Annotated in this window: 22 protein-coding genes and 4 pseudogenes; 23 read left to right on the forward strand and 3 right to left on the reverse strand. The window is 35.7% G+C overall.

Going from position 1 to position 21,287, the window contains the following annotated elements:
• Positions 1 to 89: 89 nt before the first annotated feature.
• Positions 90 to 866, reverse strand: a complete 777-nt coding sequence (locus M44_RS10475; RefSeq protein WP_010173400.1) for a DUF1189 domain-containing protein — start codon at positions 864 to 866, stop codon at positions 90 to 92.
• Between the two features lie 242 nt (positions 867 to 1,108).
• On the opposite strand from M44_RS10475, the pseudogene M44_RS22300 reads away from it, so the two are divergent.
• From M44_RS22300 to phoU, 13 genes and pseudogenes are all read left to right on the forward strand, one after another.
• Positions 1,109 to 2,718, forward strand: a pseudogene (locus tag M44_RS22300) (Na/Pi cotransporter family protein).
• A 79-nt stretch (positions 2,719 to 2,797) separates the two neighbouring features.
• Positions 2,798 to 3,280, forward strand: coding sequence for a DUF456 domain-containing protein (locus M44_RS10485; protein WP_010173404.1), 483 nt, complete (start codon positions 2,798 to 2,800; stop codon positions 3,278 to 3,280).
• A gap of 93 nt (positions 3,281 to 3,373) precedes the next feature.
• Positions 3,374 to 3,982 carry a superoxide dismutase gene (locus M44_RS10490; protein ID WP_010173405.1) on the forward strand — a complete coding sequence of 203 codons (609 nt, stop codon included), beginning with the start codon at positions 3,374 to 3,376 and terminating at the stop codon, positions 3,980 to 3,982.
• Between the two features lie 188 nt (positions 3,983 to 4,170).
• Positions 4,171 to 5,381, forward strand: a pseudogene (locus tag M44_RS22305) (MFS transporter).
• Positions 5,382 to 5,481: 100 nt separating this feature from the next.
• A complete protein-coding gene (locus tag M44_RS28205; protein ID WP_237705264.1) occupies positions 5,482 to 5,961 on the forward strand; it encodes a hypothetical protein in 480 nt (159 codons plus the stop codon).
• Entirely contained in the window at positions 5,958 to 6,860 is a 903-nt protein-coding gene (locus M44_RS28990) for a penicillin-binding transpeptidase domain-containing protein (protein ID WP_050770964.1), read from the forward strand. The genes M44_RS28205 and M44_RS28990 overlap by 4 nt, the downstream gene beginning before the upstream one ends.
• Positions 6,857 to 7,315 carry a penicillin-binding transpeptidase domain-containing protein gene (locus M44_RS28995; RefSeq protein ID WP_272941192.1) on the forward strand — a complete coding sequence of 153 codons (459 nt, stop codon included), beginning with the start codon at positions 6,857 to 6,859 and terminating at the stop codon, positions 7,313 to 7,315. Before M44_RS28990 ends, M44_RS28995 begins: the two co-directional genes overlap by 4 nt.
• Entirely contained in the window at positions 7,308 to 7,532 is a 225-nt protein-coding gene (locus tag M44_RS29000; RefSeq protein WP_050770966.1) for a penicillin-binding transpeptidase domain-containing protein, read from the forward strand. The genes M44_RS28995 and M44_RS29000 overlap by 8 nt, the downstream gene beginning before the upstream one ends.
• Positions 7,533 to 8,033: 501 nt before the next feature.
• Positions 8,034 to 9,005, forward strand: a complete 972-nt coding sequence (locus M44_RS10505; protein ID WP_010173409.1) for a PstS family phosphate ABC transporter substrate-binding protein — start codon at positions 8,034 to 8,036, stop codon at positions 9,003 to 9,005.
• 157 nt (positions 9,006 to 9,162) lie between these two features.
• Complete coding sequence (gene pstC / locus M44_RS22315; RefSeq protein WP_010173411.1) at positions 9,163 to 10,029, forward strand: phosphate ABC transporter permease subunit PstC; 867 nt, start codon at positions 9,163 to 9,165, stop codon at positions 10,027 to 10,029.
• Between the two features lies 1 nt (position 10,030).
• Positions 10,031 to 10,908: pseudogene (gene pstA, locus M44_RS22320) on the forward strand (phosphate ABC transporter permease PstA).
• A 37-nt stretch (positions 10,909 to 10,945) separates the two neighbouring features.
• A complete protein-coding gene (gene pstB / locus M44_RS10520; protein WP_010173417.1) occupies positions 10,946 to 11,761 on the forward strand; it encodes a phosphate ABC transporter ATP-binding protein PstB in 816 nt (271 codons plus the stop codon).
• A 75-nt stretch (positions 11,762 to 11,836) separates the two neighbouring features.
• Complete coding sequence (gene phoU, locus M44_RS10525; protein WP_010173419.1) at positions 11,837 to 12,499, forward strand: phosphate signaling complex protein PhoU; 663 nt, start codon at positions 11,837 to 11,839, stop codon at positions 12,497 to 12,499.
• Positions 12,500 to 12,571: 72 nt separating this feature from the next.
• On the opposite strand, the gene M44_RS10530 is transcribed toward phoU, so the two are convergent.
• Both M44_RS10530 and M44_RS10535 read right to left on the reverse strand, forming a co-directional pair.
• On the reverse strand, positions 12,572 to 13,063 hold the full coding sequence (locus M44_RS10530) for an endolytic transglycosylase MltG (protein WP_010173421.1): 492 nt from the start codon (positions 13,061 to 13,063) through the stop codon (positions 12,572 to 12,574).
• A gap of 12 nt (positions 13,064 to 13,075) precedes the next feature.
• A complete protein-coding gene (locus M44_RS10535; protein ID WP_010173423.1) occupies positions 13,076 to 13,420 on the reverse strand; it encodes a hypothetical protein in 345 nt (114 codons plus the stop codon).
• A gap of 291 nt (positions 13,421 to 13,711) precedes the next feature.
• On the opposite strand from M44_RS10535, the gene M44_RS10545 reads away from it, so the two are divergent.
• The 10 genes and pseudogenes from M44_RS10545 (at position 13,712) to M44_RS26995 (ending at position 21,103) form a co-directional block, all read left to right on the forward strand.
• The gene (locus M44_RS10545) at positions 13,712 to 14,395 is read left to right on the forward strand and encodes a DUF4912 domain-containing protein (protein WP_010173427.1); all 684 of its coding nucleotides are present in this window, start codon (positions 13,712 to 13,714) and stop codon (positions 14,393 to 14,395) included.
• A complete protein-coding gene (locus M44_RS25310; protein ID WP_010173429.1) occupies positions 14,392 to 16,566 on the forward strand; it encodes a glycosyltransferase family 4 protein in 2,175 nt (724 codons plus the stop codon). The genes M44_RS10545 and M44_RS25310 overlap by 4 nt, the downstream gene beginning before the upstream one ends.
• Positions 16,563 to 16,901 carry a sugar phosphate nucleotidyltransferase gene (locus M44_RS29460; protein ID WP_010173431.1) on the forward strand — a complete coding sequence of 113 codons (339 nt, stop codon included), beginning with the start codon at positions 16,563 to 16,565 and terminating at the stop codon, positions 16,899 to 16,901. Before M44_RS25310 ends, M44_RS29460 begins: the two co-directional genes overlap by 4 nt.
• On the forward strand, positions 16,864 to 17,400 hold the full coding sequence (locus M44_RS29465; protein ID WP_010173433.1) for a sugar phosphate nucleotidyltransferase: 537 nt from the start codon (positions 16,864 to 16,866) through the stop codon (positions 17,398 to 17,400). The genes M44_RS29460 and M44_RS29465 overlap by 38 nt, the downstream gene beginning before the upstream one ends.
• 144 nt (positions 17,401 to 17,544) lie before the next feature.
• Positions 17,545 to 18,138 carry a hypothetical protein gene (locus M44_RS10565; protein WP_059283098.1) on the forward strand — a complete coding sequence of 198 codons (594 nt, stop codon included), beginning with the start codon at positions 17,545 to 17,547 and terminating at the stop codon, positions 18,136 to 18,138.
• A gap of 56 nt (positions 18,139 to 18,194) precedes the next feature.
• Positions 18,195 to 18,344: a 50S ribosomal protein L33 gene (gene rpmG, locus M44_RS10570; RefSeq protein WP_010173436.1), complete on the forward strand. Its 150-nt coding sequence runs from the start codon at positions 18,195 to 18,197 to the stop codon at positions 18,342 to 18,344.
• Positions 18,345 to 18,537: 193 nt separating this feature from the next.
• A complete protein-coding gene (locus tag M44_RS10580) occupies positions 18,538 to 19,113 on the forward strand; it encodes a 5-formyltetrahydrofolate cyclo-ligase (protein WP_010173438.1) in 576 nt (191 codons plus the stop codon).
• Positions 19,095 to 19,883 carry a DUF92 domain-containing protein gene (locus M44_RS10585; RefSeq protein ID WP_010173439.1) on the forward strand — a complete coding sequence of 263 codons (789 nt, stop codon included), beginning with the start codon at positions 19,095 to 19,097 and terminating at the stop codon, positions 19,881 to 19,883. Before M44_RS10580 ends, M44_RS10585 begins: the two co-directional genes overlap by 19 nt.
• 29 nt (positions 19,884 to 19,912) lie before the next feature.
• A pseudogene (locus M44_RS22335) lies at positions 19,913 to 20,868 on the forward strand (L-lactate dehydrogenase).
• Between the two features lie 58 nt (positions 20,869 to 20,926).
• On the forward strand, positions 20,927 to 21,103 hold the full coding sequence (locus M44_RS26995) for a hypothetical protein (protein WP_010173441.1): 177 nt from the start codon (positions 20,927 to 20,929) through the stop codon (positions 21,101 to 21,103).
• Positions 21,104 to 21,287 lie beyond the last annotated feature (184 nt).

Consider the following 21,287-nt stretch of genomic DNA (forward strand, 5'->3'; position numbering starts at 1 on the left):
GTGAAAATTCTATAATAATAATAATAATAATAAAGAGGTGCCTCAAAAAAATCGTCTTTTAACGACCTTTTAAGTCACCCTCTCATATTTTATTCAACTGATTTCGGTTTAGGCATGCTTCTAATGGCAAGATAGAGCATGGTCATCGTAATAATCCAGTTAAGTAATAATCCAAAAGGTAAGGTGAGTGGAAGTATTCCAATCAGTGTAAATAGAAACGTCGGTAAGGTAATAGCATAAGCTGTTATTCTAAAACTTTGCGCATATTTAAGTTTTCTTTTCAAGATAGAAGCAAAAAGTAACCCAATCAGAGAGAAAATTAGAATCTTTATAAACGTCCCTGCAGCGGCAACTAGATAATAAAATAAGTAAATGATTGGAATAAAGATTACTTTAAGAGATTCAATAGAGTCAAAAAAGCTAAGTACATCCGCTTTAGTTAAGTTCCCAATCATCGTATAATCTATTGTTTGTACTTCGCCAGCAGAGGTGATGATGATTTCGTTTTGAAGCAGTGCAATCGTATCGACTTCTTCAGCTACTACATCTCTTGATGTCCATTCACCGTTTGAATCAACGATAAATTGAAGGGCAGCTTCCTCATCATAAAAAATTTGAGGCTCTGTAAGGTCTGTTATGAGTTCTCCATCAATTACTTCAAATTCAGGAACCTCAGTTTCTATATATTCCATCCCCTCTTGCACAACTTTATTCATTTGAAATGCAAAGTAAGAATAGGAAACAACTGAGGTAAGGAATACTAGAAAGAAAATGTACAGAATGGTCTTTCCGATACCTTGAAATCTAAACTTAGCTATGTCTTGCGGTGAATATAAACTTTTAATACATTGCATAAATATATTCATAATTTCCCTCCTTTTCCTTTCTATACTATTCTATTCTGAAATAAGTGAGCGAAACAAGGGATAATTTTAAAACTGAAAATTCAATCTTAAGTAACACAAATGCAATAAGTAAGTTTGATTATTAATTAAATGTAAATATAGATTAATAATTATTTACACTAATAGATTTATTAGTAGAATAGAAGAGGGTTTAATTGACATTATTTTAGGGGTTGAAATTTGTGGATTTAAATTGGCAAGAAATGATATTTGAATTTCTTGGAGGACTCGGGATTTTCTTATTTGGTATAAAGTTTTAGGAGAAGGACTGCAAAAGTCTGCTGGTGATAAATTGAGAGATATTTTGGATAAGTTCACGACGAATCCTTTTGTGGGTGTTTTAGCAGGGATCATCGTAACCATACTTTTTCAAAGTAGTTCTGCTACTACTGTTATTACTGTTGGGTTAGTAAGTGCAGGGTTTTTGACGTTACGTCAATCGATCGGTATTATCATGGGTGCTAATATTGGTACTACAGTAACAGCATTTATTATTGGAATTGACGTTGGGGAATATTCCCTGCCAATTATTGCTGCTGGTGCTATTCTATTGTTTTTCTTTAAGAATAAAAAGCTACATAACATAGGTCAGGTCGTATTTGGATTTGGAGCATTGTTTTATGGTCTTGAGTTAATGAGTGGAGGGATGAAGCCACTTAGAAGCTTAGAGGCTTTCCAAGAGCTGACAATCAATATGAGTAATAATCCAATTTTAGGTGTCGTGGTTGGTACATTATTTACGGTAATCGTTCAATCTTCAAGTGCGACGATTGGGATATTACAAGAACTATATACAGAAAATCTTGTTACTCTTGACGCAGCGTTACCAGTACTTTTTGGTGATAACATTGGAACAACGATTACAGCGGTGTTAGCTGCAATTGGCACTTCGATAGCGGCAAGAAGAGCAGCTGCAACCCACGTGTTATTTAACATTGTTGGGACAACTTTGTTTGTCATATTATTAGTACCATTCCAGCTATTTATTGAGTATTTAACGTTACAATTAGATCTTGGCCCAAAAATGACGATTGCCTTTGCACATGGAACATTTAATTTTACCAATACACTGATACAATTACCATTCATTGGTGTGCTAGCTTTTGTTGTAACCAAGTTAATACCTGGTGAAGATTCAATTATTGAATATAAGGCGAAGCATCTAGATCCGATGTTCATAGAGCAATCTCCTTCTATTGCGATTGGACAAGCAAAAGAAGAAGTGTTACGAATGGGGCAATTTGCGATTGTAGGGTTACAAGAAACGTTTGAATATTTGAACTCAAGTCAAGGCAGATATTCAGATAGCGCTTATCAAATTGAAGACGCCATCAATAACTTAGACAAAAAGATTACCAACTATTTAGTTCAACTTTCTTCATCTTCACTATCTGAAGTGGAGTCTTCAAAGCACTCACAGCTTGTAGATGCGGTTAGAGATATCGAACGAATTGGAGATCATTTTGAAAACATTGTAGAACTTGTCGACTATCGTTTGGCAAGTAAAGTGAAAATAACGGACCAAGCGATGAAAGAACTTCATGAGATGTTCTTCTTAACGATTGAGACAGTTGAACTTTCCCTTTCTTCTTTAGATCATAATGATACAGACATAGCCAAAACGGTTGTAGAAAAAGAAGATATTATTGATAAAATGGAAAGAAGATTAAGAAAGCAGCATATTCTTCGCTTAAATGAAGGATTGTGCTCTGGTCAAGCAGGAATTGTCTTTGTAGATATAATCAGTAATTTAGAAAGAATTGGAGATCATGCCGTTAATATCGCAGAAGGTATTATTGAACTAAATCAATAAGCATTTCCTTTTTTCAATGTACTGTATAAAATAAAGGTGGCTCTTTCTAGAGCTCACCTTTTTTAATGGAGTGATTCAAATGGAAATTATTTATTGGTTTGTCGTTGGTGCATTGTTTATCATTTCTTTTGTAGGACTGATCTATCCTATTATTCCAAGCGTGGTGTTTTTAGTCGGTGGATTCATTGCCTATGGTTTTTTATTTTCTTTTGAGCCCTTTGGCCCTCTATTTTGGACAATTCAAGGACTGTTATTCGTTTTACTATTCGCCGCTGATTATCTAGCCAATTATGTAGGATTAAAAAAATTTGGGGGCTCGAGAGCTGGAGTATGGGGCAGTACCATTGGTATACTAATTGGTCCATTTGTCATACCGGTATTTGGAATTATTATAGGACCATTTTTAGGAGCCTTTTTAGGAGAATTACTTTTTAATAAGAGATCGGTAAAAGATGCAGGGATGGCTGGCGTTGGATCTGTTGTAGGATTCGTAAGCTCAGTTGTTACAAAAGGCTTTCTACAATTTATCATGATTCTATATTTTTTCATCATTGTGTTATAGTCAGGCCTTAATGTTTGATAGTAGAAAAAATATTTGGTAATCTAAAATGGAAATATCCTAAGGGATAAACCATACATAGGGAGGAATTTTTTTATGGCATTCGAACTACCACAATTACCATATGCTTACGATGTATTAGAACCACATTTTGACAAGGAAACAATGAACATCCATCACACTAAGCACCATAACGCATATGTAACAAAGTTAAATGATGCATTAGCTGGTCACGATGAGCTTCTAAGTAAGTCAGTAGAGGAAGTAATTGCAAACCTTGATGCGGTTCCAGAATCTGCACGTACAGCTGTTCGTAATAATGGTGGAGGACACGCTAACCACTCATTATTTTGGACAATTCTTTCACCAAACGGAGGAGGAAATCCAACTGGCGAGCTAGGTGAAGCAATTAACAATAAATTCGGTAGCTTTGACGAGTTTAAATCACAATTTGCAGCTGCAGCAGCTGGTCGTTTTGGTTCAGGCTGGGCATGGTTAATCGTAAACAATGGTGAGCTTGAAATTACAAGTACACCAAACCAAGATTCTCCTATTATGGAAGGTAAAACACCGGTTCTTGGACTTGACGTTTGGGAGCATGCATATTACTTGAATTACCAAAATCGTCGTCCAGATTATATCGACGCATTTTGGAACGTTGTAGACTGGGATGCTGTTAACACTCGTTACAACGAAGCAAAATAATAAATGATTCTACAAAAAGAGATTGCCCAAATGTAGGGCAATCTCTTTTTTATGGAGAAAATCCTGAAATGTATAGATGAACGATGCGGTTTAGAATGCAAACGGTGCATTTTTGAAAGAATCCAGTTTTATTGTATAGTTACCCTTTTGTTTTCAAACAATAGCATTACGGAAAAGGGGAGTTTAACATGAACGGATTAATCAAGAAGGTTGTTGGAGAAGTTGAACTGACAAGGGATATTATCCTGTTATTAATGATTGGTGGATTGTATTCATTAAGCATCGCGTTATCCAATACATTTGTCAATATATATCTGTGGAAACAAACAGGTGAGTATTTCGATCTTGGGTTATACAATTTAACCATTGTAATATTTCAGCCTCTCACATTCATCCTAGCAGGGAGATGGGCAAAGAAAATTGATCGTGTCATCGTACTTAGGCTAGGAGTCATATTTTTAACGTTATTTTATATTACGGTATTAGTGATTAGTGAGGCAGCAGCTGATTACTTATTGCTTCTAGGAGCATTACTGGGAACGGGTTATGGCTTCTATTGGCTAGCATATAATGTCCTAACTTTCGAAATTACAGAACCTGAAACAAGAGACTTTTTCAATGGTTTTCAAGGGATTCTCACTTCGAGTGGTGGAATGATAGGACCTATACTAGCAGGTTACATTATCTCTAATTTTGTATCATACCAGGGGTATACTATTGTATTCGGTCTTTCTTTAGGGTTGTTTTCACTTGCAGTTTTTCTTTAGTTTCTCTTTAAAACGGAGACCTGCTAATGGAAGGTTTTGGTTTGTGGAGATACTAAAACAACGAAGTAAAAATAAGAACTGGAAGTTAATTACTTCTGCTCATTTCTTTCAAGGTCTCAGAGAGGGAACTTTTTTGTTTGTTATATCCGTATTTGTATATGTATCTACAGGCAGTGAAATGGCAATTGGTACTTTTGGATTAATTAACTCAGGAATTGCCTTTGTGGTCTATTACGTTGCCTCACGTACAATAAAGAAAGATAGTAGGAAAAATTTATCCTTTTAGGAGGAAGTATTTTATTTGCTAGCATATTTCTTATTGCCTTTAACGTCACCTATCCAAGATTACTCATTTATGCAGCTGTGATAGCAGTGGCCTACCCTATCTTACTCGTGCCTTATATTTCTACCACCTATGATGTGATTGGTAAGGCATGGAAGGCGGCTGAAATGAGAATTGAATACATAGTAGTACGGGAAGTCTTTTTAAACGGAGGAAGAATTGTATCTATTCTATCGTTTCTTTTAGCCATAACTTTTTCTCTCCAGAACAAAGTATTTCCTATCTCTTAATTGTTTTGGGAGCAGGACATTTTATTATCTATTTTTTTGTTAAGAATGTTGAGATCTAGCAAAAAGTTCCCTTTAAAATTTTAGATGCTTTAATAATCCTTCTTGCTTATAGATAAATTTTAATATTTTATTAAAATGGAAATAGAGTAGTAAGGAAGGGTGAATAAATTGGTGGTTGGTAATGACCGAAAAAAAAATAAGAAAGAAGAAAAAACACATGTTCAAATACGGTTAAACGTGTTGTTTTTTGCTGTGTTTCTTCTTTTTTCAGCGTTGATCCTCAGATTAGGAATTGTCCAAATTGTTCACGGTGAAAATTATCAAAAGGAAATTGAGAAAACAGAGGAAGTTGTCGTAAACACAACCGTTCCTAGGGGGAAAATGTATGACCGCTATGGAAATGTTGTTGTAGATAATACGCCAGTTCCTGCCATAACGTATACAAAGTCGATGTCAACTTCAACGAAAGAAGTACTAGAAGTTGCTGGTCAATTAAGTAAATTTTTAGAGGTAGAAGAAGAACTTGATGAGTTTGAAAAGATTAGAGACCGTGATCTACAAGATTACTGGTTAATTACTCATCCAGAAGAAGCTTTGGAATTAGTTAGGAGTGAAGAAATAGATCAGATAAAAAAATGATGAAGAAATTGAGGATGCAAATAAAAGAAATTTACGCATTGCAGCTTGATAGAATCCCGATTTCAGATTTAAATGCCATACGAAAAGATGAACGTGAAATGGAGATTGTCAATCTCTTTGTTAAAATGAACAGTGGCTACGCACTTTCACCTCAAACGATTTCTACAAATATTCAACCTGAAGAAATGGCAAAAGTGAGTGAACATCTATCCTTATTACCTGGTATCAACACGGTTACAGACTGGGAAAGAGAGTATTTATTTGGGAATACTCTAAGCTCCATCTTAGGTAAAGTAACCTCCTCAACAGAAGGATTGCCGAGTGATATGCTTGACTATTATTTATCAAGAGACTACTTGAGAAATGATAGAGTGGGGAAAAGTTATTTAGAATTACAATATGAAGATGTATTAAAAGGTCAACCTGGTAAGGTGAGAAATATTACAGATAAAGCTGGAAATGTATTGTCAACTGAGACGATTACAGAGGGACAAAGGGGCAAAGATTTAGTCCTGACTGTAGACATGGAGCTTCAAGCTTACTTAGAAGAGTTGATGGTTGAAGAAATGGAAAAGATCAAAGAGTCAGGGCGTCATTTACCTATGTTAGATCGTGGCTATTTTGTTATGATGGAGCCTGATACTGGTGAGATATTGGCTATGTCAGGAAAGCGTTGGGTGAAAACAGATGAAGACTACGAATTGTATGATGATACGGCTGGAACTTTCCAATCCGCCCATGAGTTTGGATCTGCAGTTAAGGGTGCGACAATTTTATCTGGCTACATGGCAGGTATATTAACACCTGGAGAGAGGATTGTTGATCAACCAATCCAATTAAAAGGAGTTCCAAATGTAAAAAATCGTGGTTTTCTGGAACTAGAACATTCACTGATATAGGGGCGTTAGAAAAGTCGTCCAATGGTTATATGTTTAAAATTGCTTTACGTCTAGCTGGAGAACCATATTATACCCCAGATATGCCCATTGATGTATCTACAGGTGAATTTCAAACCTTTAGAAATTATCTTAGTCAGTTCGGATTAGGGGTTTCAACAGGTATTGATTTACCTAATGAAGCTACAGGGTTAAAAAGTAATAATTGGCAAGGGGGGCAAATACTTGACTTGGCAATAGGACAATATGATACGTACACTACTATGCAAATGGCACAATATATATCAACCGTTGCTAACGGTGGTACAAGGGTAGCTCCGAAGATTGTAAAAGAATTAAGAGAACCATCATTAGATCAAGAACTTGGTCCTGTTTATCAAGAAATGGAAACCAAAATCATGAATACGGTTAATGTTACAGAGGATGAAATAGAGCAGGTCAAAAAAAGGCATGTATGAAGTATATAACGGAAATGAAGGAACAGCTGCTTCGTACTTTAAATATCCAATAGTTATTGACTTTACAGCCGCTGGTAAGACAGGAACTGCACAAAGTTTATATTATGGACCTTACAGAGACTACTATGGAATAGAAACAGAAACCCATACTCTAATCGGGTTTGCTCCTTATGATAATCCAGAAGTGAGTTTTTCCGTTTATTTTTCCGTGGGCTGATATTGATGATGATAAGTTTAATTCAGAAAAAGTAATTGCACAAAAAATGCTAAAGAAATACTTCGAATTAAAAGAAGGAAGAAATATCAAAGAGACACAAGAGCAAACCGAAGCGGAAAAGAAAGAATTAGTGGTTGAAGAGCCTGAAGAACAATAGAAAACCATCTAAATCTAACGTTGACATTATCTATCAAAGTTCTGAATAAGTTTTGGAGCTTTTTTGCAGATTATCACTAAAAATAATATTCCATGAATAGGGGGGAAAATACAGTTAATACTAAAAGCACAGGCTTTTCAACAATCAAGTTGATTTGCTTACGAATTAATTATAGGGAATTTGACAATTTGCTACGAAAATTCCGCAAAAAAAGTCGAATTTACAAAGTCTTAACAATATGTTAAAACCGAATTAATAGTCATCTATTAATCTATAACTCGTAAGACAAATTAACTATAATTCTTAGGGGGAATTTAGGAAATGAAAATTTTAAGTTTTTAGCTATGTCAGCGATCATCGGTTCTGCACTATTACTAGGTGCATGTGGTGAAGAAACTACAGAAACAGAAACAGAAAACACAGAAGTAACAGAAACAGAAGGTACTGAAGGAGAAGCTACAGAAACTGAAGAAGCGACTCTTGAAGGTGACATCACAATCGATGGTTCTTCTACTGTCTATCCAATTATGGAAGCAGTAGCTGAAGAGTTCATGATGGCTAACCCAAATGTTAACGTAACAGTTGGTTTATCTGGAACTGGCGGCGGATTCGAGAAATTTACAGCTGGTGAAACTCAAATCTCTGATGCTTCTCGTCCAATCAAAGACGAAGAAGTACAAGCACTTGCTGATGCAGGTATCGAGTGGACTGAATTCAAAGTAGCTAACGACGGTCTTTCTGTTGTAGTTAACACTGAAAACGACTGGGTAGACTACCTAACTGTTGAAGAATTAGCTATGATGTGGAAAGAAGACGGCACAGCTAAAAAATGGTCTGATATCCGTGAAGGATGGCCTGAAGAAGAAATCAAATTCTATTCTCCAGGAACTGACTCTGGTACATTTGATTACTTCAACGAAGAAATCTTAGAAGAAGAGCCAATGGTTGAAGCAGCTACTCTTTCTGAAGATGACAACGTTCTAGTGCAAGGTGTTACTGGTGACAAAAACGCTATTGGATTCTTCGGTTATGCATACTATATCGAAAACCAAGATTCTCTTAAAGTTGTTCCTATCGACAATGGTGAAGGTCCAGTAGAACCAACTGCTGAAACTGTAGAAGACGGATCATATGCTCCACTTTCTCGTCCATTATTCTTCTACGTTGATAACGCTGCAGTTAAAGATGCTCACGTTTATGAGTATGTTAAATTTGTTATAGAAAATTCTGCTACTCTTTCTGAAGAAGTAGGATATGTTAAACTTGAAGATGCTGCTTACGAAGAAGCTCTTAGCACATTAGAAGGTTTAAAATAATTAACGATTTGTGATGAATAGACAAGATGAGAAGCGGCTCTTAGCTTCTCATCTTGTCATGTAACTGAAAGGGGTTTTCAAATTGGCTACAACGGATACAAAAAAAAACTAATCTGTACAACAGATGATTGAACAGAAGTCTTCTGGAACTAACCAAATGATTGAAAAAATGATTCCAGCAATTTTATTTGTTATCGCTTCTGTGTCGATACTAACAACTTTAGGAATCGTTCTAACCTTAATTTTTGAAACGGTAACATTCTTTAGCATTGTGCCGATTTCAGAATACTTAACAGCAACCAAATGGTATCCATTTGGTGAAACGGCTACTTTTGGAGTATTACCTCTAGTAGTGGGTACATTAAAAATTACATTAATTGCTTCACTTGTAGCTATTCCATTAGGGTTGGCTGCAGCCATTTATTTGAGTGAGTATGCAACAGATCGTTCTAGAAGAATTATTAAACCGGTATTAGAAGTTCTTGCGGGAATTCCCACGATTGTTTATGGGTTCTTTGCTTTAACGTTCGTAACGCCAGTTTTGAAGAACGTCATTCCAGATTTAGCGATCTTTAATGCGTTAAGTCCTGGTATTGTAGTAGGTATTATGATTCTTCCAATGATTGCTTCACTTTCCGAGGATGCTATGTCTTCTGTTCCAAATGCAATGCGAGAAGGCGCACTAGCAATGGGGTCGACGAAATTAGAAGTAACCTTGAAGGTTGTATTACCAGCTGCTATTTCAGGAATAGTGGCATCTATCGTATTAGCTGTTTCACGTGCAATTGGTGAGACAATGATCGTTACTGTAGCAGGTGGTGCTACACCATCACTTGACTGGAATATGACGGAATCAATTCAAACGATGACAGCATACATCGTACAAGTAACGACTGGGGATGCTGGATTCGGTACAGTGAAATACTATAGTATTTATTCCGTTGGATTTACACTATTTGTATTTACACTCGTTATGAACTTATTAGCTCAGTTCATCTCTAAACGATTTAGGGAGGAATATTAATATGAGATACATTGATCATGATGCAGTTGAAAAAAATATGTCTTCCCGACTAAACAAGAATTCTATTTTTAAGTGGATTTTCTTTGCTGCAACCACATTTGGGCTACTTGTTTTAGCTGTACTACTATACCGGATACTGACTCAAGGATTTGGTTATCTTAGTTTAGACTTTTTACAAATTTTGCATCAAGAAAACCTGAAATTGCAGGAATTAAAGCTGCTATAGTAGGTTCTATGTGGTTAATGGCCGTTGTTGCTCCAGTATCCTTTATACTAGGAGTAGGGACTGCTCTTTACCTAGAAGAGTATGCAAAACAAAACAAAATTAATAACTTTATTCAAGTAAATATTTCAAATCTAGCAGGTGTACCTTCTGTTGTATTTGGATTACTTGGTTTAACAATCTTCGTTCGTGTATTTGCTTTTGGAACGTCTGTTTTAGCTGCTGGATTAACGTTAGCCTTAATGATACTTCCTGTTATCATCGTTGCCTCACAAGAAGCGATTCGATCGGTTTCTGGAGAACTTCGTGATGCTTCCTTTGGAATGGGCGCTACTAAGTGGCAAACAATCATTCGTGTTGTTTTACCGTCAGCCATTCCGGGAATCTTAACAGGGACCATATTAGCTGTATCTCGTGCTATTGGAGAAACGGCTCCATTAGTTGTAATTGGTATTCCTACATTCCTAGCATTCTTACCAGGCTCTGTATTAGATACATTTACAGCACTACCAATGCAAATTTACAACTGGACTGGTAGACCGCAAGCAGAATTCCAAGACTTAGCTGCAGCTGGTATTATTGTATTGCTAGCTCTACTCATTTTAATGAACGCCATTGCAGTATTTATTCGTAACAAGTTTTCGCAACGCTACTAATTAGGTTGACAAGTTTGGATGGAGGAGGTCTTCAATTATGGAGATTACATTAGCAAATAAAGAAACTAAACAACAATCAGAGCAACAAGTTCAAAATAAAAAGCCGGTTTATGAAACGAAGGAACTAAACCTTTGGTACGGAAGCAAGCAGGCACTAAAAAATATTAATTTAGATATTATGGAGAATGAGGTTACGGCTATTATTGGACCTTCTGGATGCGGGAAGTCTACGTACGTTAAGACGTTAAACCGTATGACAGAACTAGTACCAATTGTTAAAACATCTGGACAAATCTTATACCGCGGTCGTAACATTTTTGACAATGATTACCGTGTTGAGGCATTACGTACAAAAGTAGGAATGGTATTCCAAAAACCTAACCCATTCCCTAAATCTATTTATGAAAATATCGCGTACGGTCCAAAAATTCACGGAATTAAAAATAAAAAGGTTCTTGATGAAATCGTTGAAAAGAGCTTACGTGGTGCCGCAATTTGGGACGAAGTAAAAGATCGATTACATGAAAATGCTTATGGACTTTCTGGTGGTCAGCAACAACGTATTTGTATTGCAAGATGTTTAGCTATTGAGCCAGATGTTATCTTAATGGATGAGCCAACTTCTGCGCTTGACCCAATTTCTACTTTAAAAGTTGAAGAGTTAGTTCAAGATTTAAAGAAGGACTACAGTATCATTATTGTTACTCATAATATGCAACAAGCAGCACGTATTTCCGATAAAACAGCGTTCTTCTTAAATGGAGAAGTTATTGAGTTTGATCAGACAGATAAAATCTTCCAAAATCCAAGTGACAAGAGAACAGAAGATTATATCTCAGGTCGATTCGGTTAATAATTATGATATAATGGGTAAAATAAAGTCGTACATACCGTACGACTTTATTTTTACACATGGGGGGGCATAGAGGTGAGTATAATTCGCGGAAAGTTTGAAGATCAACTTTTTGAAGTAAAACAAAAACTAATTGATTTAGGAAATCTATCTGTTGAGGCTTTAAAGCATTCTATTGATGCTCTAGACCAGCAGGATATGGAATTAGCACTTCAGATCATGGATGATGATCGTAAGTTAAATGTATTAGAAGAAGAAATCAATGATCTTGCTATACTATTAATTGCTAAGCAACAGCCAGTTGCAACAGACTTACGTAGATTAATTGTTGCCATAAAAATAGCTGGTGACTTAGAAAGAATTGGGGATTATGCAGTAAATATATCGAAATCGACTATTCGTATAGGAAAAGAACCTTTAATAAAGCCAATCGTTCACATTCGCCAAATGCACCGTTTAACGTCAGAGATGGTTCAGTTAGTCATTGATGCCTATATGGATGAAGACGTGGTGAAAGCTAAAAAAGTTGCCGAGATCGACGACAGGATTGATGAATTATATGGTGAAACAATTCAAGAGCTTTTAGCTCTTAATATTGACCATCCTGAAATGACAAGTCAGATTACGCAGTTATCATTTATCAGTAGATACTTAGAAAGAGCTGCAGATCACGTTACGAATATTTCAGAGAACATCATTTACTTAGTTAAAGGCAAACGATATGATCTAAACGATTAAGATTTTCTACAATGAATAAAAAGCGAGAAGCTTCCTCAGTAGGAAGCTTCTTGCTTTTACTATTGTTTATCGTTAGTTTTGTTTAGTGATGATCTTTGCTATTTGGTCATAGTTCATATCGCTAGTGATTTTAAACTCTCCTAGCTGTATCTTCTGTTCATAACCTTTTTCTTTTAGAAAGTTATTAAAATCATATTGATCCTCAATAAAACCTTCGCTTTCAAGTCTCGAGGAAATCTCTCCAATGGAAACACCAGATTCAATTGTTACCGTAACTTCTTTCACGTCATTTTTTTCTTCTTGTTCAGTTGTTTCTGTTTCTTCTGTTGGGGCTTCGTTCGTCTCCTCAGCCGCTTCTTCATTTGTCTCCTCAGTAGGTTCCTGTGTTGATTCAGCAGATGCTAGCTTTTCTTCTAAGCTCTGTATTTGTTGTTCTAATTTTATCATATCTGCTTCACTCACAGCCGCATCTCGATCTTCTCCATCTAATTGATAGATTGTATACAAACAAAGAGTTGCGACAAGTAAACCGATTGAAAATGCTCTAGTCGTACGTTTATCCATTCTTCTACTCCTTTAATTCGAATTCGTTATAATCTTTTCAACCAGATGGATTGGAAGAGAAGATTGTGTTGAAATTTGTTCAAGTGGAATACCTTGAGCATGTAAATTCAATACTTGATTTTTAAGGATAGCATTTACTTCGGTTATAGGCTTGTGGACTATAGGTTGTGGTTGTACTACCAGAATTTCTTCCTCCACGAGCGATAGCCTTTTTTTCAATTGATAATGCTCCTGAATCATGTTTATTGATAACTCTTCTAAGTCCATTTCTACTCTTTTCATTCGATCTTCTTGGAAAAAGCTTACGATGAATAGAATAATGGAAATGACGAACAAACTAAGAAATAATATGTTCAAATTACTTCACCTCAATCTTAATGTTAACAAAAACTTCCTTTATAAAGTACGAAAGTTTCTGTGTTTTTTTGTTCGGTTTTTTTTGATGAAATTGTCGTATAGAATTCATTTTAAAAAACATTGAATGGTATTTCCTTATTATGACTACATTTAGTCCAATTATCTATTGGTCGACAAAATGCGTACATTGTTAGAGTTATCAATGGATGGTACGATATTAAGTAAGAATACATGCATAAAATGTATAACATTTTCATATAATAATTAATTACGATTAAAGAGGTGGACAAGTTGTTACAGGAAATCATTGAATATCGTAAACAAGGGTTATCGTTTAGAAAGATAGCGGCAAATTTGAATACTACAGTAGGTAAAGTTCAGTATCAATGGATTAAATATCAAAAGCAACTAGAAGCCGAAAAAGAAGAAGTATCTTCTACACCTACAGTCGTAAAAGAAAATACCAAACCAGCTCGTCAAGGTATAAAGAAAAGAGTGAATTCCGTTCTTCCTGTAAAATCACTTTGGAGAAAAAAATCTGAATCTTATTTTCATATCACTTTTAGTCATCCTACTCGAATATATTGTTATTGGCATCTATCCTCATATATACTCTCTCAAGTCACACCTCAAACAGTACTTACGCTTCGTTTATTTGATGTGACAGATATCGTCTTTAATGGTCATAATGCCCATTATTATACTGATACCTATGTACGAACGGAGCAAAGGGATTGGTTTTTCTCTGGACTAAAAGGAAACCGCTCCTATTGTATTGATCTTGGTGTAAAAGATGGAAGCGGGTCTTTCTTTTCGTATTTACGTTCTAATTGTATTCATACTCCTGCTTCTACAATAAGAGGAACAAATCAAGAACCGTTGGTAAGGTTCTTACAAGAAACGGATTCAGAACCGAACTGGATAGAGCATGTAAGCACCTATTCTTATTATGTAGTAAAGGAGGAATCACTATGACGACAATTTTTGTTCCTAAACTACACAGTGTTCCTTTTCACCTCCTTGATGAAGAGAAAAAGGAAGCATTTTTAGTCAATGTTTTGAAGGAATTGAATTCTCTTTTGGAAGCATTAAACAAAGTGGAAGATTCTAAGCGTGTTGTCATTAATCCGGCATTTTTAGAAATGACAGCACGTGCTGAATTTAAAACTGAAATGGATCATCTATTACTACCGACTTCTAGATCAACTGATACCAAGCTATATCGCACATGGTTTAGCTCTCCAACATCGATCATTGATTTCTTTAAAGAACTTACTAAAATACCTAAACTCGAGTTAATTCCAACAACCATCTCATCTTTCCCAATAACTCATCATCTTACTGAAGAAGCAATCACTATTCAGGTTCAAACGAGTATTGATTTATATGAACAACTATTTGGACAGTTTCAAGGAGAGTTCTGGTTACCCTTTTTATCGTTCATGCCTGGTATCGATAAAAATCTGGTAAAATGTCAAGTTCATTCTATTTTCACTTTCCAAACTGAATCCAATCCACATGCGTCGTTTCTATCCCCTCATAGGTTATTCATGCATCAAGTGAAGAAATCATACCAAAAGGATATTTGTATAGATCTATACGAAACAATAGGACCTATTGAAAATAGTACAGGAGAAGTTCCCTACTTTAAAGAGGAATTTACATCGTCATCCGATGAAGGAAGGGTTATCTTATCTGATAAATTTATAAGGAAGTTACCTGTAATTCATGAAATGGAAAGAATGTTTTCTAAGGTCACCATTAGCAGCCAAACACCATTGTTCCACAAGATTGTTTCACTTTGGGTAAACTATATTTCTTTGCTTCAGCTACAAGAAGATGATTATGCCGCTGTAATTGAAGAGGAGTTCAACAAGATTTGTAAGGGGATAGAAAAAGGGAAAATAGACTTGAAATGGTTAACCCCATCTCTATCATACTCTATAGAGTGGAGATCACGTCGAAGAAGAATGAATCATAAACCTGCCGTACTTATGTTAACGTGGGAATTTCCGCCTAATGTAGTAGGAGGATTATCAAGACATGTTTATCATTTGTCTAAGCAATTGGTCGAGCTTGGCTTAGAGGTAGTGGTGGTTACAGCAAAAACGGAGAATACATTGCCGTATGAGCTAATGGATGGTGTCCATGTTTATCGAACTGGGCCACTACAATCACATGAAAGACAATTTTTGAAATGGATAAAGGACTTAAACCTTTCGATGCTACAAATGATTAGTACAATATTTGACCACCATCCAATTGCCTTCATTCACGCACATGATTGGTTAGTGGGAGAATGTGCAAGGGTTTTGAAAGAAGACTATCAGCTTCCGTTAATATCGACAGTGCATGCAACTGAATTTGGACGAAATAATGGAATTTACACCGAATTACAAAAAGCTATTCACAATGAAGAATACCAATTAGTACACCAATCAGATGAGATTATAGTCTGCAGTTCATACATGAAAGAAGAAATAGAGCAAGTTTTTCAATACAACAAACAACTAACCATTATTCCAAATGGCATTTCAGTGGATGTAAAAGAATCTAACCTTCCATACAAACCAATTGAATATGAGCAAACTTATTTTTTCTCAGTTGGGAGAATGGTTTATGAGAAAGGGTATGACGTGATGATTCAGTCATTGGATTACCTACCGGATACAGTGCATTTTGTTATTGGCGGAAAAGGTCCTCTACTTGAAATGTATCAGCGTAAAATTTCTGAGAGTGGGTTGGATAAGCGTGTAAAATTTATAGGGTATGTGACGGATGAAGAAAAAGAGATATGGTTAGAGCATGCAGTTGGCGCGGTATTCCCAAGTTCCTATGAACCTTTTGGTATTGTTGCACTAGAAGCAATGATAGCGAAAAAACCGGTCATTGTGGCAAAAACGGGTGGCTTAAAAGGAATTGTAAAAGACGGAAAAACAGGCTTCCATTTTGAGCCAGGAAATGCAGAAGACTTAGCTGCTAAGATTAGACATGTACTATCCTTACATGATCAAGGAAGGAGTCTAGGAGAAGAAGGGTATAAGGTGGCAGAAAAATTATATAGCTGGGAAAGAGTTGCGGAGCAAACGAAGCAGCTTTTTGAAGACTTAGTCCTGGAACATACAATTAATGAGGTTTCTGTATGATCGGAGTCATTCTAGCTGGTGGTGAAGGAAAAAGATTAAGGCCATATACGTCCCTAATTCCTAAGCCTCTTGTTCCAATAGGCGGAAAGCCTGTAATGGAACATACAATTAATAGGCTAAGAGAAGCAGGAATTACATCTATATATATTTCAACCTGCTATAAATCTGAACAAATTCAAAAATATTTTCAAAATGGGTCACGGCTCGGGGTAGAGATAACTTACTTAGTTGAAACTGAACCATTAGGAACAGCAGGTGCATTATTTAAGGAACCTATCTTCAAAAGAAACTTCTATAGTGATAAGTGGAGACTCTTTTTCGACCATCGATATTAAAGACATGATTGAATATCATAGAAATCAAAATGCCTTGGTTACATTAGCCATTAAGAAAATGAATGACATACGACAGTTTGGTGTATGTGTAGTAAACGAAAACCAACAAATAAAGAAATTTGAAGAAAAACCTGAACTACCAAAAGAAACCGAAGGATATATAAACACTGGCATGTATATTCTCGATCCAAAGGTTTTTTTAAAGCACAATTTATCAGGTCCTGTTGATTTTGCCACCGATCTATTTCCTAAAATAATTGAGAGAAACGAAGCAATTTACGGATATATTACCTCAGAATACTGGCGAGATATAGGTACCCATGAAGAATATGAAAAAATCGTCAAAGAGCATTCCAATCCTATTGTTCATCCCAGTAATCGATTTGTATCTAGGATGGTCGTTGACTGTCCTTCTCACGTAAGAAGAACCGTTTTAGAATTATTAATTCATTCAACACCTATAGAAAAACTTGAAATCCTTCATGGAATAAAAAATTAACCATCAAGACGATTGTTATACAGTCATCAAAAACCATTCACCATCTAGTGTTGTTATCTATTCTTATAGCATGAAGAGAAGTTTATCTAGAGAGTACGCCAATTACTATTATCAGAAGATTCAAAAGTGGCAGAAGGTGGCGCAATGAACTACTATAATAAATGTTTACAAGAGAATACGCTGTATGGAATTGAAGCATTTCTATTGAAACAGAACCAATTAGAGTATATTAGTGTAGATAAAAAGAATAAGCTTTCACAAAATATTGATATTACCCTTGATAGAGATTCTAATATTATTGGTGAAGAGCTTACATTTTGTATATCAAATAATGGTGCTTATCGTGACCATTTAGAGATTATTTTTTTACTAGAACTTTCACAAAGTGTGAATAGTGAAACAAGTTTTGTTTCACCTATTCATTCCATCATTTGGCACCAGTTTGACGACTTGTTGTCTTTACAATGTGGATGGGCAACTAAAGGAACGGTAACTCTTGAGCTTGTCCCGCTTGATTATTTACTGGTACATGGTTTAGAAAGAATTCTTCAAAACAAACATATGTATTTTCCTCTATCCAATCAAAAATCATGTTCCATTGTTAGATTCTCCATGCAATTAGGTGAATTTGAAGAGGCAAAGGGGTCTATCGGTTGCTTAACTGGTCATGACCGAGATGAATTATTAAATTTTCACTATGCAATAAAAAACACACTAGCATTTCCCCTTCAAAAATGATATTATATAAAAGTCGTATGGACTGATAAATGATTTAGAGTTTGGAGGGAAATAACATGCGTGTAAATATTACATTAGCTTGCACTGAGAGCGGAGATCGTAACTATATTACAACTAAAAATAAACGTAATAATCCTGACCGTATTGAGCTTAAAAAATACAGCCCAAGATTAAAGCGCTACACTATCCATCGTGAAACAAAGTAACAGCGAAGATTTCTTCGCTGTTTTTTTTGTTTTAATTTAATTCCTCCTTTTGATACTCCATATACTTATCATGATTAAAAGAGATTGATGAGTGTTTTAGAACATATTGAAGAAAAGAAAATAGTAGTGAAACGTTTATGTTTATTTAGTATGGTAGGTATAGAGGAAATTTGGCTAGAAGGGAGGATTCTCTTTGAGTGATAAGAAAAGATTACGCATAGAAATTTTAGATAAAATGAAGCATATTTCTGAAGTTCAAAGAAGTCAGTGGAATAAGGAAATGATCCATCTGTTTAGGGATAGTGATATTTACCAACAAGCCACTACAATAGGCATTACAATCTCGAGGAACAATGAATGGAATACAAGATCCTTAATTCCATTTCTTTGGAATGACGGAAAAAAAGTAGTGGCCCCAGTATGCCTTACAGAAACTAAACAAATGGAATTTTACAGAATTCATTCATTTGATCAATTGCACAACACCTATCTAGATTTAGTAGAACCCAATCCATTCGTAACAGAGAAAATGGATTCTGAAACGATTGATTTATTGATTGTTCCTGGAGTTGTATTTAATTCTGAAGGATATCGAATTGGCTTTGGAGGAGGGTATTATGACAGATTTCTTAATATACATTCACCTGTCACATTGTCTTTTGCTTATTCTGTTCAGCTAAATGAAGAGATTCCAGTTGAACCTCACGATCAACCTGTGCAATTTTTAATAACTGAAAAAGGATTACTATCATGCACGAAGACTACATAATTATCCTACTACTTTTAGTAGGATGTGTAATGGGGAATCGCTTCCACCTTTTAAGCAGTTGGGGGGCATTTCTTGCTGGCGGAATGGGTATCTTATTCTATGAAGCATTTCAACTGAATGGACTAGTTATTGTTGCGATGTTTTTTGCTACATCTAGCTTGTTTTCAATAATTGGTAGAAATAGAAAAAGTATGATGAATGAAAAGTTAGTGAAATCTTCAAAGCGTGATGCAGAGCAAGTGATAGCGAACGGAGGACCTGCCGTTTTATTTACCGTCATGTACATATTTGATCCTTCACAGCTTTGGTTCATTGGTTTTGTGGGTTCAATAGCTGCTTCGACAAGTGATACATGGGCATCAGAACTTGGGACATTGAGTTCCAAATCACCAATCTCTCTTAGAAATTTTAAAAGAGTTGAAAAAGGATCTTCTGGAGCCATTACCATTTGGGGAACCGCTGTTTCTTTTTTAGGTGCATGCTTAATTGCTCTGACTGCTGGGGTACTTGTAGAGATGAAGGATTCAATGGTTGTGGGGTTATTGATTGCAGGTGTTATTGGTAGCCTAGTGGACTCGATGATTGGAGCATTTGTCCAAGAAGAATTTGAATGTCCATCTTGTTATAGTCGAACAGAGAAAAAGATGCACTGTGGGTTCACAACGAAGAAAGTAAAAGGCTTGAAGGGAGTAAACAACGAGGTCGTTAATTTTCTTGCTTCATTATCTGGAGGTCTTGTTGCAGTATCGATAGAGTTAAGCCTACTTTAGAATTTTATGAATAAATTAGGAGGTAAAGCATGAAGAAGCGAGTAAATCGAGTGGTTCTTGTAGGAACAGGATTTGTAGGGTCTAGCTATGCTTTTGCTTTATTAAATCAAAGTGTCACAGAAGAACTAGTACTGGTGGATTTAAACAAAGATAAAGCTGAAGGGGATGCAATGGATTTAAATCACGGTTTAGCCTTTACGTCTTCACCTACTAAGATTTGGTATGGTGATTACAAGGATTGTGAGCATGCAGATCTTGTTGTATTAACAGCGGGTGCTAACCAAAAACCTGGTGAAACCAGATTGGACTTAGTAGAAAAAAATAACAAAGATATTTAAAAATATTGTAGAACAAGTGATGGCAAGTGGTTTTGATGGAATCTTTTTGGTGGCGACTAATCCTGTAGATATCTTAACATACATGACTTGGAAGTTTTCAGGGTTACCGAAGGAACGTGTGATAGGATCAGGTACGATTCTTGACACCGCTCGTTTTAGATACATGCTTGGGGATTATTTTCATGTCGATACAAGGAATGTTCATGCCTATATTGTTGGAGAGCATGGGGATACTGAGCTACCCGTTTGGAGTCATGCTGATATTGGAGGGCGTGCCATTCTAGATTGGGTAAAGGATAAAGACGAGTTTGATGAAAAAGAACTTGATACTATTTTTCAAAACGTTCGTGATGCAGCGTATCATATTATTAGAAAAAAAAGGAGCTACCTATTACGGGATTGCCATGGGTCTTGTTAGACTCACAAAAGCGATTCTCCATAATGAACACAGTATTTTAACTGTGTCAGCATACTTAGAAGGAGAATTCGGAGCAAATGATATCTATATTGGAGTACCAGCGGTTGTAAACCGGAACGGGATTGAAAAAATCATTGAATTACAATTGAATGAAGAAGAAATGAAAAAGTTTCAGCATTCTGTTAATGTGTTACAAGAGACATTAGATGCTGTGAAAGATGTTGAATAAATTTAAATCGAATATTTTCTTCTTATCCGTGAAACCCTAAGGATAGGAGGGATACATAATGAAAACCATCTACAAGTATATTGTCTTGACGATTGCGATCTCAGCACTTTATAAAAATCGTTACCGCTTGCTAAACTATTTACTAAGAAATCCAAGTATCCGTGCTTATGCCATTAAGTTATCTATGAATGTACCGGGATTACGTTCCCTCTTCATTCGAAATACATTTCAGTAAGAAGGACCTTTAACGAGGTTCTTTTTTTATGTCATTCTAAAAGAAGAAGAAGAGTCCTTTCTTTACTTCTTCACCCTTCTTTCGTTATAGTTTAATTAGGTATCGTTAAACTAATCTAGTTTTGTTCTTCCTAGTGATACCAGTTCGAAGGAATAAACAAATCCTATAATGTAGAAGAATGATC

Source organism: Bacillus coahuilensis m4-4 (genome assembly GCF_000171615.1).
GTDB lineage: Bacteria > Bacillota > Bacilli > Bacillales > Bacillaceae_K > Bacillus_T > Bacillus_T coahuilensis.

Coding starts and splice junctions, on each gene's coding strand:
- M44_RS10505 (WP_010173409.1), top strand. CDS start 8,034: ATGTCAGCGATCATCGGTTCTGCACTATTACTAGGTGCATGTGGTGAA.
- M44_RS10565 (WP_059283098.1), top strand. CDS start 17,545: ATGAACTACTATAATAAATGTTTACAAGAGAATACGCTGTATGGAATT.
- M44_RS29460 (WP_010173431.1), top strand. CDS start 16,563: ATGATCGGAGTCATTCTAGCTGGTGGTGAAGGAAAAAGATTAAGGCCA.
- pstC (WP_010173411.1), top strand. CDS start 9,163: ATGATTGAAAAAATGATTCCAGCAATTTTATTTGTTATCGCTTCTGTG.
- M44_RS29000 (WP_050770966.1), top strand. CDS start 7,308: ATGTATGAAGTATATAACGGAAATGAAGGAACAGCTGCTTCGTACTTT.
- M44_RS10475 (WP_010173400.1), bottom strand. CDS start 866: ATGAATATATTTATGCAATGTATTAAAAGTTTATATTCACCGCAAGAC.
- M44_RS25310 (WP_010173429.1), top strand. CDS start 14,392: ATGACGACAATTTTTGTTCCTAAACTACACAGTGTTCCTTTTCACCTC.
- pstB (WP_010173417.1), top strand. CDS start 10,946: ATGGAGATTACATTAGCAAATAAAGAAACTAAACAACAATCAGAGCAA.
- M44_RS10585 (WP_010173439.1), top strand. CDS start 19,095: ATGCACGAAGACTACATAATTATCCTACTACTTTTAGTAGGATGTGTA.
- M44_RS10530 (WP_010173421.1), bottom strand. CDS start 13,063: ATGGATAAACGTACGACTAGAGCATTTTCAATCGGTTTACTTGTCGCA.
- M44_RS26995 (WP_010173441.1), top strand. CDS start 20,927: ATGAAAACCATCTACAAGTATATTGTCTTGACGATTGCGATCTCAGCA.
- M44_RS28990 (WP_050770964.1), top strand. CDS start 5,958: ATGATGAAGAAATTGAGGATGCAAATAAAAGAAATTTACGCATTGCAG.
- M44_RS10490 (WP_010173405.1), top strand. CDS start 3,374: ATGGCATTCGAACTACCACAATTACCATATGCTTACGATGTATTAGAA.
- rpmG (WP_010173436.1), top strand. CDS start 18,195: ATGCGTGTAAATATTACATTAGCTTGCACTGAGAGCGGAGATCGTAAC.
- M44_RS10485 (WP_010173404.1), top strand. CDS start 2,798: ATGGAAATTATTTATTGGTTTGTCGTTGGTGCATTGTTTATCATTTCT.